Raw genomic sequence first — 14,411 nt, forward strand, 5'->3', positions numbered from 1 at the left:
ACCTCTTCGATGTCCTGCCGGAATTGCAGAAGGCGCTTTGAACCGAGCAGATGCCTTCATTTCGCACTTGCGAATGACTGGAAAATTATCATTTTAAGGGCTACTACTTCTGCCGGGCGATCATTTGCCCGGCAGTTCTGTTAGAAAAATGCGGCAGCGCGGGGGCGTATGCCGAGCGGGGGTTTGGAGATGAGTGCGGTGTTGAAGACAATTGGTATCATCGGCGCAGGCCAGATGGGTTGCGGTATCGCACAGGTCTCGGCAGATGCAGGCTACAAGGTCCAGCTCTACGATCTCTCCGACGAACGCGTCCAGCATGGTCTCGCCACCATCAACGGCAACCTTGCCCGCCATGTGACGAGCGGCAAGATGACGGACGACAAACGTTCCGCCACCCTCGCCCTGATTTCCGGCTCCTCCGACATCAACGATCTCGCCGCTTCCGATCTTGTGATCGAAGCTGCGACCGAGGACGAAAGCGTCAAGCGCAAGATCTACGCCCAGGTTTGTCCCGTCCTGAAGCCGGAAGCGATCCTCGCCACCAACACATCCTCACTCTCGATCACGCGGCTTGCCTCCGCCACCGACCGCCCCGAGCACTTCATGGGCATCCATTTCATGAACCCGGTGCCGGTCATGAAGCTGGTCGAACTCGTGCGCGGCATCGCCACGGAAGAGAGCACCTTCGCCACCGCCAAGGAATTCGTCGCCTCGCTGGAAAAAACGGTGACGGTTGCCGAGGATTTCCCGGCTTTCATCGTCAACCGCATCCTGCTGCCGATGATCAACGAAGCGATCTATACGCTTTACGAAGGCGTCGGCACCGTTGATGCGATCGACACCGCCATGAAGCTCGGCGCCAATCATCCGATGGGACCGCTGCAGCTTGCCGATTTCATCGGCCTCGACACCTGCCTGTCGATCATGCAGGTGCTGCACGACGGACTGGCCGACTCGAAATATCGTCCCTGCCCGCTGCTGGTGAAATATGTCGAAGCAGGCTGGCTTGGCCGCAAATCCGGCCGCGGCTTCTATGACTATCGCGGCGACACGCCGATCCCGACCCGCTAAGACACCACCAAGCTGGCGAACCATCAAAGCCTATGCGCCACGAGCGTCACGCTTCGCCTGTGAAACGGCGCCGGCCTTCCGCAATCTGCCTCGCTCCATCGGACGGATGAGATTCTTGCGCTTCGAGCTCTCGATCGAGTGCATGCCTGCATGCGCCTGACGTGTGTTGAATGCCTCGTCCCTCTCGCTTTTCGCTTCTTTCCTTCTCGCCAACGCGGCCCGCAAATTCTCGACCATCTGAACTTTAGCAAGCATTCTGCGCCGGCGGGCTTGTTCGGCATTCACACTACGCACGCCCATGGCCAGAACTTCGAGTTTGGCCCGCGTGCCCGTATCTTTGCGCGCTGATGTCGCCCCTTTGGGTTGCGCCTTGCCCCTGATTTCCCTGCGCTGCCTATTCGCCTCGCTTTGCGCCCGATCGCGCCTTTCCCGTATGCGCTTGGCAAGATCGGAGAGATCAGCATCCGACAGATCCTGCATTGCCGGATGGTGGGTTTTCTGAACGAGCTGCCATTCGTCCGCCGTTAGCAAACGCTCTGCCTGCTTGCGCGAAATTGCCATCTACGCCTCCTATGCTGTCGCACCAGTGAACTGACTTGCGTTCGATAGGGCTCGCCTGCGCCCGGGGCGAAGCGAACTGAAGCTTCAAAAGCTTGGGAGATGCCGTCTCCCTGGGCATCGATTTTGGCCGCGGCTCGACTATCGCTAGGCGCGCGACTGCGTCTCATTCACAATCTAGCGCCGCATGGCGAGCTCGGCAATGGCCTTCAATATCGGTGGTCGCACGATCTCTTTGGAGGAGTACTCCAGGTTGTCGACGCTCACGCCCCGGCCACGACTTCCCCTCCGCACGGCGCATGCGCCTGCAGTATCAAACATCGATCCGGAGAGCCCACGCAAATGCGGAACCTCACTGACGAATAAATTATGGTTCCGCATTTGCGTGGCCTGCGGCGTTCTTCGGGATGTCCCTATCCCTTCAGGCGATTGCCTCGTCTCGCTGCGTCCGGGCAGATCCGTCCAGACTTGCATGGCTGAACCAAACCGGATGCTGGAACATCCGGGGGAGACTTGTGGCTGCACCGTTTTTTGACCCCGATGCCCGGCTTTCACCTCCCTGCGTTCGGCTGCACGTTACAGCTTCGGACAGGGCGCCGGCTCCCGCCTGCCCGCGAACGTCTCGCGAAACACTCCGGCGACGGAAGCGAGAGGACTGTTGGCACGGGGCCGGGCAGCGGGGAAAATCGAGGGCAAGATTTTCCTGCATTATGCGGCAAATGCCATCACTGGGGCTTCGTGACTGCTTGCGACCGGAAGGCTAGGTACAAATAAAATCAAACAGAGCGGGAGGCGAGCAGCATCCAGGCGTCGAGATTTCTATCGGCAACTTCCCGTGCTATGATCGCGCTACTGGCGTCGTCCGCCGTGGGGTTATACGCACGGAGACCTGTCTAATGAGCGAAGTGGACGTACTTTTTGCGAGCTTGCGACAGGCAGCTGACCCTCAGACGGTCGAGTGCATCGAGAATGTTGTCATGCATGGCTCGGATCGCGATCTCAACCGCATCAATGCGCTCGCCTTCGCTGATGCGCATCATCTCGATGAAGAAAAAACCATCGCGGCGCTTCTCCATGCTGCCCGCATAGGCGCGTTCGAGATGACCTGGAATGTGCTTTGCCCGGGATGCGGCGGCGTCCTTGACACCGGCGCAACCCTGAAGGGAGTTGTCAAAGAGACCTACCATTGCGCGCTTTGCGCGGCCGGATACGAGCCAACCCTCGACGAAATGGTCGAGGTAACCTTTACGGTCAGTCCGAGAGTGCGCAGGATTGCTGCCCACGAGCCCGATCGGTTGCCTCCACTTGAGTATTACCGGCAAATCTTCTTCAGTTCCGGGGTCGATCTGCCCGATGACTTCGAAGCGCGGTTCGCACGCATCGTATTGGAGATGATCGAGTTGGCGCCGGGCGAGAAGGCTTTCGTCTCACTACAACTGCCGGCGCAATTCGTCATCATCTTCGATGCGGTGACACACTCGGCGCAGTTTATCGACGTGAAAGGTGAGCCCACCCACGAACGTCAGAACCTCTCAATGGTCATCAGCCAGGCGCATGCGCTGAACGAAACGATTACGTTTCGTCCCGGCGTTCTCCGGCTCACCCTCGAGAACCACACCGATCGCAGAGTGGTACCGAACGTCTGCGTCGCCGGAGACGACCTGCACGAGCTACTGGGCCGCAGACGAGCCTTTCTGACCGCCAAGCGTCTGCTGACGAACCAGAGCTTCCGCGACATCTATCGGACAGACACACTTGACGTGGACCAGCGTCTCCAGATCACAAGTCTGACCTTCCTCTTCACTGACTTAAGGGGCTCGACCGCCCTCTACGAGCGCGTCGGCGATCTTGCCGCATTCGATCTGGTGCGAGCACATTTCAGGGTTCTTCACGAGATCGTCGCCACAGAGACCGGAGCGGTCGTGAAGACCATAGGGGATGCGGTGATGGCGACTTTCCCGAGCCCCGATCGCGCGGTGGCGGCCGCGCTGCGGATGCGGCAGGCGATGCTTCGGCTAAATGCCGAACGCGGCAGCGAAGATCTCCTCCTGAAGATCGGCATCCATGAGGGACCATGCCTGGCAGTCAGCCTGAACGACCGGCAGGACTATTTCGGCCAGACCGTCAATATCGCTTCCCGCGTACAGGGCCTTGCTGATCCCAATGTGATCCTGACGACGGAGGCGATTGTCGGGGATGCCCAAGTTTCAGAGATCCTACGAGACAGCGGCATCACATCGGTCTCCCGGATGGAGGAACTGCAGGGTATCGGGAGGGAAGTCAGGATCTTCGCCCTGTCATGAACTTCGTCAGATCTTCTACGTCGTGCGAACTTGAGCAGGGCCTCACGGCAAGGCTATCGGTCCTGGCATATCTTTTCGATTGGACAGACCGGGTGCCAATGTAAGCTTCGCATAAAGGCCGGTGATGGCTTCACCGGCTCGCTCCGGCCGTCAGTTTTGCTTTTAAAGGGGGAATCCCAACTCCGAGACCGTCGTCACGATCAGTGATCGCATCCACTCATGCGCTCGATCCTGATCATAGCGAGAGTGCCAGTAGAGGTTCACGTGCGGCGCGGGAACATCGATGGGCGGTTCGAAGACCTTCAGGTCGAGCTGCGCCTTAACCGCCCTCGCAAACTGCATGGGCACGGCGGCGATATGCGAGCCGGCGGCAACGGCGAGCGCCACGCCCTGAAAATGGGGGAGTGCGAGCGTCACATCACGACGAAGTCCGTGCGACTGGAGAGCCTCGTCCACCATGCCGGAAAGCGTTCCATCGATGGATCGTATCGCGTGGGGCAAGCGGGAAAAGAGATCGAGCGGAATTTGTCCGCCGTCCGCGATCGTTGCAATTGCCTCGTTGTTTCGCGAGGCGATGATAACGAAAGGCGATTGAAACAGCAGCGTGCTCGATACCCAGTCCGGCAACTCGAGCGGACGCTCGAGGGCCATGTCGACCGCATTCTCCTGCAGCAGCCTTGCAACGTCGCCTCTGGCACTATCCAGCAAACGCAGGCGCACATTGGGCGCCTGCTCGTGCACCTTTCTTGCCAGTTGCGGCATCAATAGCATGGAAAAGAAGTCCGCGCCCAACAGCATGTAGGTTCGATCAAGTTCGGTGAGTTCCAGCCCCCGGACCGAGCGGATCATTCCCTCGATTTCCGCAAGCGCCAGGCGCGCCCTTTCACCAAGTTCGAGCGCCCGCGGCGTGGGCAGCATTTCGTTTCCCTGCCGCACGAAGAGATTGTCGTTGAAGACGTGGCGAAGCCTGCTCAACGCCGCGCTCACGGCGGCTGGCTGAGGCCGATGCGATCACCCGCGCGCGTGACGCTTCGCTCCCGCATCAATGCATCGAAGACACGCACGAGGTTCAAGTCGAGGGTATTGAAATTCATAGCGTGGATTCGCTCCATACGATCGTTGGATTGGATCGAAGTCCCAGCGCTGACGCTAGAACCGCTCATTCGCAAGCACTTCAAGTCCTGGAAGGATCAGAGATGAACATGGACACCTATCCGCAGTCAAATGGCGAGCTTCGCTGGTTTGGCAACACGCTTGTCGCCATCAGGCTTTCATCCATGGCAAGCGACGACAAGATCAGCGTCATCGAACACTGGATGCCATGCGGAGAGACACCGCCGCTGCACGTTCACCACCGCGAAGACGAGGTTTTCCATCTTCTGGAAGGCGAGATGCGCTTTCAAATCGGAGACCGCAACGTCCATGCCGGTGCGGGGCAGACGCTGGTTGCGCCGAAGGGTATCCCGCACAGCTTTCGGGTCGAAAGTGCCGCTGGCGCCCATTGCCTGACGATCACGCGTGGCGACGACTTCGAGACGATGCTGCGGCAGGCAAGCCGCATTGCAGACAAGGCGGAACTTCCCGCCGCGACCGCCCCGTCTCCCGAGATGATCGACGCGTTGACGCGCTGCTGCGCCGAGAACAATATCGCGATCGTCGGCCCACCGCTCGCCTAGTGCCTCACGTCCCAACCGCACCCTTGATTAGCGCCTTGGCGTCGTCGCTGTCCCAGGCGGCGGGGCCGTTCATGGCGGAGATCAGGCAGCCCTTGCCGTCGATCAGGAGCGTGACCGGCAAGCCGAAGGCGAGCCCCTCCTTCTTCAGGCTGTTGAAGACCTCGATGGTGTTGTCGCGATAGAACTGTAGCGCATCGACACCGATTTCGCTGAGGAAGGCCTTCGGCTTCTCGTCGTCGCCGGTATCGATGTTGACGGGAACGACCTGGAACCTGTCGCTGCCCAACTCCTTCTCCAGCGCGTTCAGAGCCGGCATTTCCTCGCGGCACGGCACGCACCAGGTTGCCCAGAGATTGAAGAGCACGGTCTTGCCGGCAAAACTGTCGAGCGTCATGGGCTTGCCGTCGGGGCCCTTGAAGGCAACGGTGGTGAGCTTGCGGTGCTCGTCAGGAGCAACCATCGCCGCCACCTGTCCCTTGAGCAGCGGCGCAATTCTCGTGGCGATGTCCTTTGTCGCCGCGCATTCGCCCGACGCCGTTTGCGTCCCGCCATTGCCAGACCCGGCTTCCCTGATGTAAACCGCTGCCGCACCGGCAATAATGCCTGCGACGGCCGCGATCCCGATCAGCTTCAGGGATGGCAGGCGCAGGGGCGTTCTTGTCGTCATTTCATTCTCCGAGACACGCGTTCTTCAAGGCAGGCATCGTCATGGCCGACAGCACGGACACCAAATCCTCCAACCAGATGTGGGGCGGACGTTTCGCTTCCGGCCCAGATGCGATCATGGAGGAGATAAATGCCTCGATCGGTTTCGACAAGAAGCTGTTTGCGCAGGATATCCGCGGTTCGATCGCCCACGCCACCATGCTCGCCCACCAGGGCATCATCCAGGCGGATGATAAAGACAAGATCGTTCAAGGGCTAAACACGATCCTGTCAGAGATCGAAAGCGGCAATTTCGAATTCTCCCGCAAGCTCGAAGACATTCACATGAATGTCGAGGCACGCCTTGCGACGTTGATCGGCCCGGCCGCCGGCCGCCTGCACACGGCGCGCTCCCGCAATGACCAAGTCGCGCTCGACTTCCGCCTCTGGGTCAAGGAAGAGCTTCAGAAGACCGAGCAGTTGCTGACCAACCTGATATCAGCCTTCCTCGACCGCGCCGAAGAGCATGCCGACACCGTCATGCCGGGCTTCACGCATATGCAGACGGCGCAGCCCGTCACCTTTGGCCATCACTGCATGGCCTATGTCGAAATGTTCGGCCGCGACCGTTCGCGCGTGCGCCATGCCATCGAGCATCTGGACGAAAGCCCGATCGGTGCGGCGGCCCTCGCAGGCACCGGCTATCCGATCGACCGCCACATGACGGCGAAGGCACTCGGCTTCCGCGAGCCGACCCGCAATTCGATCGATACCGTCTCGGACCGCGACTTCGCCATCGAGTTCCTGGCGATCGCAGCCATCACAGGCATGCACCTGTCGCGTCTGGCTGAGGAAATCGTCATCTGGTCGACGCCGCAATTCGGCTTCGTGCGCCTGTCGGACGCCTTCTCCACCGGCTCGTCGATCATGCCGCAGAAGAAGAACCCTGACGCCGCCGAACTGGTGCGCGCCAAGACCGGCCGCATCAACGGCTCGCTGGTGGCGCTTCTCACCATCATGAAGGGCCTGCCGCTCGCCTATTCCAAGGACATGCAGGAAGACAAGGAACAGGTCTTCGATGCTGCCGAAAGCCTGGAACTGGCGATCGCCGCGATGACCGGCATGGTGCGCGACATGACAATCAACGCCGCGCGCATGAAGGCGGCGGCCGGCTCCGGCTATTCGACGGCAACCGACCTTGCCGACTGGCTGGTGCGCGAGGCGGGTCTGCCGTTCCGTGACGCCCACCATGTGACTGGCCGCGCCGTGGCGCTTGCCGAGAGCAAGGGTTGCGATCTTGCCGAGCTGTCGCTTGCCGACTTGCAGGCGATCAATCCTGAAATCACCGACAAGGTCTACGATGTGCTGACGGTTGAGGCATCGGTCGCAAGCCGCAAGAGCTTCGGCGGCACCGCGCCTTTGGAAGTGCGCAAGCAGATCGCCTATTGGCGGGCCCGCAACTGACCTCAACAATCAGGGTGCACAAGGTGGATAAACTTCGCTATGAAGGTGTCCACCAGTGCCGCTCCAAGAGGAATTCCATGCAGAAGAGCTTGCCGCAGATCGTCCGCCTGACGGTTGTTTTTGCCGTGATCGGCCTTGCCGTCGCCGGGTGCGGGCGCAAAGGCGATCTCGATCCGCCAAGCGCGAACGCAACGAAGACCGGCGACTCATCGAAGCCGACGCCACAGCCGGGCACCGCGGACAGGCCCTTCATCCTCGATCCGCTTCTCTAAAGCGCGCGAAAGCGCGCGGCGATCTTTCAGATTCGCCAGTCGCGCTTTAGTCTTTGTTGTTGCGCATGTCCTTACCCCGAAACCGGTTCCCACTTTCGGGAGACATGCTTTAAGAGGCCACTGACGTGAACCATTTCGAGTACCGCGACGGCGTCCTCTACGCCGAGAACGTTCCCGTTCCCGAGATCGCCAAGGCTGTCGGCACGCCCTTCTACTGCTACTCCACGGCGACGCTCGAGCGCCACTACCGCGTCTTCGCCAAAGCGTTCAGCGAGGTCGATGCCATGGTCTGCTACGCCATGAAGGCGAATTCCAATCAGGCCGTGCTGAAGACGCTCGGTCGTCTCGGCGCCGGCATCGATGTCGTCTCCGAAGGCGAGCTGCGCCGCGCGCTCGCCGCCGGTATCCCGGCATCGCGCATCATGTTCTCCGGTGTCGGCAAGACACCGCGGGAAATGGACTTCGCGCTCGAGGCCGGCATCTACTGCTTCAATGTCGAGTCCGAGCCGGAACTCGAAATCCTCAACCAGCGCGCCGTCAAGGCGGGCAAAAAGGCGCCCGTCTCCTTCCGCATCAATCCCGATGTCGACGCCAGGACGCATGCCAAGATCTCGACCGGCAAGAAGGAAAACAAGTTCGGCATTTCCTGGGAGCGCGCCCGCGCCGTCTATGCCCGCGCAGCCAGCCTGCCCGGCATCGAAGTGACCGGCATCGACATGCATATCGGCAGCCAAATCACCGAACTGCAGCCATTCGAAGACGCCTTCAAGCTACTGCGCGAACTGGTTAGCACGCTGCGCGCCGACGGCCACGATATCCATCACGTCGATGTCGGCGGCGGCCTTGGTATCCCCTACCGCGATGACAACAACCCGCCGCCGCATCCGGAAGCCTATGCCGAAATCGTCAAGAGCCAGCTGCGCGAACTGAACTGCAAGATCGTCACCGAGCCCGGCCGCCTGATCGTCGGCAATGCCGGCATCCTGGTTACCGAAGTGATCTATGTGAAGGACGGCGGCAAAAAGACCTTCGTCATCGTCGACGGCGCGATGAACGACCTCATCCGTCCGACCCTCTATGAAGCCCATCACGAGATCCGCCCCGTCGTGATCTCGGCGGCGAACGCACCGCGCATCAAGGCGGACGTCGTCGGTCCCGTCTGCGAAACCGGCGATTTCCTGGCGCTCGACCGCGAAATGGCGATGCCAAAGCCCGGCGATCTCTTCGCCATCAGCTCCGCAGGCGCCTATGGCGCGGTGCAAGCAGGCACCTACAATAGCCGCCTTCTGGTTCCCGAAGTGCTGGTCAAGGGTAGCGATTTCCACGTGATTCGCCCGCGCGGGACCTATGAAGAGCTGATCGGTCTCGATTCCGTCCCGACCTGGCTGGACTGATCACACGCTCTCAGCGATGGCATCACTTTTTGGCGAAGAACCGTGAAAATCCGGCATTGGCCGGCGCTTGCCCTCGCCTTCGCCACAAAGAATGTTATCCTTGACGGAGAGCGAACTGCCCCGGCGATCGCCGTAAGTGCACTCTGCCTTCGAACGCCAGCTCGCGGAGACCGGATTGAGTAAGAGCTCCAGCAGGGAGAAACACGGTGCATTTGCCCTGAGGCCGTCCTTGGCGCGGCTGGTTGCGGCGAAGCGCTTTCTAGCGCGCCTGGTCCTGCTGTCCGAGCAGATCATGCCGCTGCTGTTGCCGATCTTTTCGGTCGCAGCGCTTTATCTGGCGGCGTCGTGGTTCGGCGTTTTCCGCTATACGCCCGATTGGCTCCGCGTGGCGCTGCTGATCGGTTTCGCGGTTGCCTTCGTTGCTGCGTTCCTTCCCCTTCGCCGGCTTTATTGGCCAGACACGGCCGCTGCGGATCGGCTGCTCGAACAGCGCAACGGCCTGCAACACCAGCCGGTGGCCGTTCAGGAAGACGAGCCCGCCACCGACACCCCCTTCGCGCGTGCCCTCTGGCACGAACACCAGACGCGTATGGCGGAGAAGATCGCAGCGCTCGATACCGGCTTCCCCCGCCCTGACATCGCCTCCCACGACCGGCTGGCTCTGCGTGCCGTTCCGGCTTTGCTGGTGGTAATGGCCTTCGCCTATTCGCTGTCGCCGAGCGGCGGCTCGATTTCGGATGCGCTACAGCCGCGGCCGGCACCGCAAGCGAGCGATCCTGCCGTGCGCATCGATGCCTGGGTCACGCCCCCCTCCTATACCGGCCGCGCCCCGATCTACCTGACGGCAACCGGCACCGAGCAGGCGGCGATCCGCGTTCCCGAACTCTCGAACCTTACGGTCCGTGTCAGCGGCGGCAAAACCGCCGAGAAGGTCGTCTTCCGGCGTGAGAACGGCGAGGCGCAGGACATTGCGCCCCAGGAAGCGGCCAAGCAGCCCGCGACGCCAGCGGCGACGCAGCTGGCTGAAGGCGCGGCGGCAGCCAACCCCGTTCCCTCCGCCACCACGCATTTGATGAAGCTCGAGGAAAATGGCAGGCTCGAGGTCAACGGACGTACCTGGAGCTTCGATGTCATTTCCGATAAGGCGCCCGAGATCGCCTTCAATGGAATGCCGAAGCCGACCGTCAACGGTGCGCTTGAAATCGGCTTTACCGTCAAGGACGATTACGGCGTGCAGGAAGCGCGGGCAGAAATCGTTCCTGTCGAGACCGATCCGACCGCGACACCGCTTTACCCGTTGCCGGACTTCCGCCTGGACATTCCTCGCCGCAATTCGCGAGACGCCAAGGGGCTGACCAGCAAGAACCTCACCGAGCATCCGCTTTCGGGCAAGCGGGTTCGCATTACCCTCGTGGCAAAGGACGCAGCAGGCCAGACCGGTCGCAGCCCGCCGCACGAGATGACGCTGCCCGCCCGGCCATTCAACGAGCCCCTTGCCGCAGCCGTGGCCGAGGAACGGCAGGTCTTCTCGCTCGATACCCGGAAGATGCCGGAAGCGATCGCACTGAACGAAGCGCTGACGCTTCGCCCGGAAGAGACGATCCCTAACCTGACGAACTACCTGTTGCTGCAATCCGCCTTGACGCGGATGAAGATTGCCAAGGGCGAGGAGGCGCTCAAGGACACGGCCGACTACCTCTGGGATATCGCGATCGGCATGGAAGATGGCGACCTCTCGCAGGCCGAGCGCAATCTGCGCAACGCCCAGCAGAACCTGGCGGATGCCCTGCAGCGCAACGCACCTGATGGTGAGATCAAGAAGCTCATGGACGAGCTGCGCAAGGCGATGCAGGAATACATGAAGGAGCTTGCCCAGCGCATGCAGAATGCGCCGATGCAGCCGAACCAGAACGCTCAGAACATCATTCGCCTGCAGGATCTCGAGCGGATGATGGACCAGATCGAGAATCTGGCGCGTTCAGGTAACCGGGACGCTGCCCAGCAGATGCTCTCCGAGCTGCAGCGGATGATGAACAACCTGCAGGCCGGCAGGCCGCAACAAGGGCAGCAGGGCCAGGACAACAGCCAAATGCGCCAGCAGATGGACAAGCTCGGCCAGATCCTGCGTGACCAGCAGAAGCTGATGGAAGAAACCTTCAAGCTGGACCAGCAGCTGAAGGACCGCATGCAGCGCGGCGACCCCAACATGGGGATGAACGATCCGCTTCTCGACGACATGCCGATGGACAACGACGGCATGCAGCAGGATCAGCAACAGGGCCAGCAAGACCAGGGTCAGGACCCAAGCCAGCAGGGTCAGAATCAGCAGGGGCAGTCACCTTCCGACCAAATGACGGCCGAGCAACTGCGCGAAGCCCTGAAGCAATTGCGTTCGCGCCAGGACGAACTCGGCAAGCAGCTCGGCGAGCTACAGAAGGGTCTCGGCGACATGGGCATCAAGCCCGGCCCGGGCTTCGGCCAGGCGCAGCGCGAAATGGAAGGCGCCGGACGCGAACTCGGCCAGGGGCGCGGTGAACCGGCCATCCAGGGCCAGGGACGTGCCTTGGAGGCGTTGCGCCAGGGCGCGCGCGACATGATGAACCAGATGATGCAGGCAATGCAGGGCCAACAGGGACAAGGTCCGCAAGGCCAGGTCGGGCAAGGCAACCAGAACGGCCGCGACCCGCTTGGCCGTCCGCGCCGCGCCGAAGGACCCGATTTCGGCGATCAGGTTAAGGTACCCGACGAAATCGACGTACAGCGCGCCCGGGAAATCCTAGACGCCATTCGCGAAAAGCTCGGCAACAACCCACCGCAGGAAATCGAACGACGCTATCTGGAGCGCCTGCTGGACATCCAGTAGGCCCTCTTGTGCCAATTCGGGTCACAATCCCGTGAGATTCGCCGCCAACACGCCGTAGATACCTATGTGTTTACTGTGACGCGAGGTTGCGTCGTTTTGGGCACGAGTTGAGGGTACTTCCATGAAAACGGAATTGAGGCTGATCGCAGCTGTCGCTCTTGGATTCGGCATGGCTGCTGGCACGGCAAGCGCATGGGATATCGGTGGTTTTGCCACGACGAACAGCGGCGGCAAGACGCTCGCTTACGACAACTACGAATCGACCCGAAGTGGGCGGTATTCGGACGCTTACAGACCGGCTCCCTACAGCATGGAGACGACAGGCAGCATCTCGTCCAATGGCACTATGGGACGACGTCCCGTCAATTGCCCACCGAGGCCGGTTCCTGGCACGCTGCAGACGCAGGGCGGAAACAGCGGAACGACGATTAATCCCGCCTGCCCCGACTACTGACAGGCCGCGGTGTGGATTTTGCCGATGGTGCCACCGTCCCCATCCAGCGGGGACGTTGGCATTGAACGTGCGTGACCTCACGGACACCCGGCTTCTAATTTCGTCGCCGAGGCTAGCCCTGCCTGGCGAAAGCTTCGTATTGTCACCCTGCAGGTGATTAATGATAGCGATTCGATGGCAATTCTCTTCAAGACGGTAATCGGTGAAAACGCAGCGTTTGAGCTGATCGAGAACGCACTCTCCCGCACCGGCGACTATGATGGCTACCTCAACGTCGTAGCCGACGAAGGCGAGCGCACCCTTTCCTGGTCCCCTGGCATGCATGCCGAACAATTCCAGGCGGAGATCACCGAGATTCTCCGTTCGACCTGGGACATCTGCCGCTTCTGGGTGATCTACGAGCGGCGCGACGACCGGCAGGATGCCGAGGCCAACGCGATCCGCAACGCGGCGTTCAGGCTGACGCGCGGCTATGCTGGCGTCATCGTCGTGACGCTCAGCCTGCTTCACAAGCGCGACAGCCTGGCGGATATCGAATTGATCTTTGTATGTTTTCAGCAGGACTTCCAGCGCCGCAATTTCCGCGTACGCTACGAAGGCAAATTCGTCCCCGACGAGGGCTGAATTGTCGAGGAGTGCCGTTAGCCGCCTCAGGCGGCCAACGCACGCGCGACGGCCTTGCGGATATCCGGCAAGGCAAAGGGCTTCGAGACGACGTCGACGATCTTTTCCGCCAAATCGTCAGCGCGCTCGCGTTGTTCCGCATAGCCGGTCATCAACAGGATCTTCAACGCCGGAAAGGCGGATTTTGCCTGATGCGCCAGCTCAATGCCGTCCATCACGGGCATGCGGATATCGGAGAGCAGCAGATCGTAGACGCCGTCTCTGAGTTTTTCCAGTCCTTCCGCACCATCGGCGGCTTCTTCGGTCTCATGACCGTCAAGACGCAAAGCGCGGGCTACGAAAGAGCGCAGGGAGTCCTCGTCTTCCGTAATCAGAATTTTTGCCATGGTGTGCATCACTCCGTTTCATGCCCCGCAACGCAAATCACACGACTTTCCTTTGCGATCGGTAAACGGCAGGAAGGGATGGACGGGATGGTTAACAACCCGTCTTATCGTGGCACAGTCAGGCGTCGCCGGTGACCACGCCGACAAACGGGAGTTCGCGGAACGCGTAAGCGACATCCATGCCGTAACCGACGACGAAATAGTCGGGGCATTCGAAGCCGACATAATCGGCTTCCAGTTTTTCCTTGCGCTTGACGCTCTTGTCAAGGAGCACGGCAATGGTGACGTTGCGTGCGCCGCGTTCGTAAAGCAGTTCCTTGGCGAACAGTAGCGTGCGGCCGGATTCCAGAATATCGTCGATCAGGAGAACGTCGCGATCCTTCACGTCGCTGTCGATATCCTTGACGATCCGAACGCCCTGCGACACCGTGCCAGTGCCGTAGCTCGACAACGTGATGAACTCGACTTCGGGCGCCAGGCCACTGTCATGCAGCGCGCGGATAAGGTCGGCGGCAAAGATGAACGAGCCCTTCAACACGGCTATGACCAGCAGATCCTTCGTCGGTCCGGCTGCAATCTGCTTCGCCATCCCATGGTTGCGCTCCGCAATCTGCTCGGCGGTGAAGAGTGGCTCGATGTTTTTTCCGCGCACGACGGGCATAAGAAGGCTTGCTCCATGAATAGAAGGACAAGCCGTTACC

General features: G+C 60.8%; 15 protein-coding genes. 9 read left to right on the forward strand and 6 right to left on the reverse strand.

Translation table 11 applies throughout. The features are described from left to right. Positions 1–189 precede the first annotated feature (189 nt). On the forward strand, positions 190–1,071 hold the full coding sequence (locus PMI09_RS04650) for a 3-hydroxybutyryl-CoA dehydrogenase (protein WP_007789382.1): 882 nt from the start codon (positions 190–192) through the stop codon (positions 1,069–1,071). A 30-nt stretch (positions 1,072–1,101) separates the two neighbouring features. Here the strand turns inward: PMI09_RS04650 and PMI09_RS04655 are convergent, their stop codons facing one another. Then, on the reverse strand, positions 1,102–1,632 hold the full coding sequence (locus PMI09_RS04655; RefSeq protein ID WP_007789385.1) for a hypothetical protein: 531 nt from the start codon (positions 1,630–1,632) through the stop codon (positions 1,102–1,104). A gap of 893 nt (positions 1,633–2,525) precedes the next feature. Between PMI09_RS04655 and PMI09_RS04660 the strand changes: the two genes are divergently transcribed. Beyond that, positions 2,526–3,932 carry an adenylate/guanylate cyclase domain-containing protein gene (locus PMI09_RS04660; RefSeq protein WP_007789389.1) on the forward strand — a complete coding sequence of 469 codons (1,407 nt, stop codon included), beginning with the start codon at positions 2,526–2,528 and terminating at the stop codon, positions 3,930–3,932. Positions 3,933–4,094: 162 nt separating this feature from the next. On the opposite strand, the gene PMI09_RS04665 is transcribed toward PMI09_RS04660, so the two are convergent. Together PMI09_RS04665 and PMI09_RS32045 are read right to left on the reverse strand one after the other, a co-directional pair. Next, positions 4,095–4,907 carry a LysR substrate-binding domain-containing protein gene (locus PMI09_RS04665; RefSeq protein ID WP_244423725.1) on the reverse strand — a complete coding sequence of 271 codons (813 nt, stop codon included), beginning with the start codon at positions 4,905–4,907 and terminating at the stop codon, positions 4,095–4,097. Positions 4,908–4,915: 8 nt separating this feature from the next. Next, positions 4,916–5,026 (reverse strand): LysR family transcriptional regulator, encoded by a 111-nt coding sequence (locus PMI09_RS32045; protein ID WP_007789392.1) that lies wholly within the window; start codon positions 5,024–5,026, stop codon positions 4,916–4,918. A 102-nt stretch (positions 5,027–5,128) separates the two neighbouring features. On the opposite strand from PMI09_RS32045, the gene PMI09_RS04670 reads away from it, so the two are divergent. Beyond that, complete coding sequence (locus PMI09_RS04670; protein ID WP_007789394.1) at positions 5,129–5,608, forward strand: cupin domain-containing protein; 480 nt, start codon at positions 5,129–5,131, stop codon at positions 5,606–5,608. Positions 5,609–5,612: 4 nt separating this feature from the next. Here the strand turns inward: PMI09_RS04670 and tlpA are convergent, their stop codons facing one another. Beyond that, complete coding sequence (gene tlpA / locus PMI09_RS04675; protein WP_007789396.1) at positions 5,613–6,275, reverse strand: thiol:disulfide interchange protein TlpA; 663 nt, start codon at positions 6,273–6,275, stop codon at positions 5,613–5,615. Between the two features lie 41 nt (positions 6,276–6,316). On the opposite strand from tlpA, the gene argH reads away from it, so the two are divergent. The 6 genes from argH (at position 6,317) to PMI09_RS04705 (ending at position 13,324) form a co-directional block, all read left to right on the forward strand. Beyond that, positions 6,317–7,717 (forward strand): argininosuccinate lyase, encoded by a 1,401-nt coding sequence (gene argH / locus PMI09_RS04680; protein ID WP_007789398.1) that lies wholly within the window; start codon positions 6,317–6,319, stop codon positions 7,715–7,717. A gap of 77 nt (positions 7,718–7,794) precedes the next feature. Then, a complete protein-coding gene (gene lptM / locus PMI09_RS04685; protein ID WP_007789400.1) occupies positions 7,795–7,989 on the forward strand; it encodes an LPS translocon maturation chaperone LptM in 195 nt (64 codons plus the stop codon). A 125-nt stretch (positions 7,990–8,114) separates the two neighbouring features. Continuing rightward, positions 8,115–9,383, forward strand: a complete 1,269-nt coding sequence (gene lysA / locus PMI09_RS04690) for a diaminopimelate decarboxylase (RefSeq protein WP_007789401.1) — start codon at positions 8,115–8,117, stop codon at positions 9,381–9,383. A 175-nt stretch (positions 9,384–9,558) separates the two neighbouring features. Continuing rightward, complete coding sequence (locus PMI09_RS04695; RefSeq protein WP_037081931.1) at positions 9,559–12,246, forward strand: TIGR02302 family protein; 2,688 nt, start codon at positions 9,559–9,561, stop codon at positions 12,244–12,246. Between the two features lie 121 nt (positions 12,247–12,367). Then, the gene (locus tag PMI09_RS04700; protein WP_007789404.1) at positions 12,368–12,700 is read left to right on the forward strand and encodes a hypothetical protein; all 333 of its coding nucleotides are present in this window, start codon (positions 12,368–12,370) and stop codon (positions 12,698–12,700) included. A gap of 174 nt (positions 12,701–12,874) precedes the next feature. Beyond that, complete coding sequence (locus PMI09_RS04705; RefSeq protein WP_007789406.1) at positions 12,875–13,324, forward strand: hypothetical protein; 450 nt, start codon at positions 12,875–12,877, stop codon at positions 13,322–13,324. Positions 13,325–13,350: 26 nt separating this feature from the next. Here PMI09_RS04705 and PMI09_RS04710 read toward each other — a convergent pair whose 3' ends face one another. Beyond that, the gene (locus PMI09_RS04710) at positions 13,351–13,710 is read right to left on the reverse strand and encodes a response regulator (protein ID WP_007789408.1); all 360 of its coding nucleotides are present in this window, start codon (positions 13,708–13,710) and stop codon (positions 13,351–13,353) included. 118 nt (positions 13,711–13,828) lie between these two features. After that, positions 13,829–14,371, reverse strand: a complete 543-nt coding sequence (gene hpt / locus PMI09_RS04715) for a hypoxanthine phosphoribosyltransferase (protein WP_007789410.1) — start codon at positions 14,369–14,371, stop codon at positions 13,829–13,831. Positions 14,372–14,411 lie beyond the last annotated feature (40 nt).

The sequence above is a fragment of the Rhizobium sp. CF122 genome, from assembly GCF_000282035.1.
Lineage (GTDB): Bacteria > Pseudomonadota > Alphaproteobacteria > Rhizobiales > Rhizobiaceae > Rhizobium.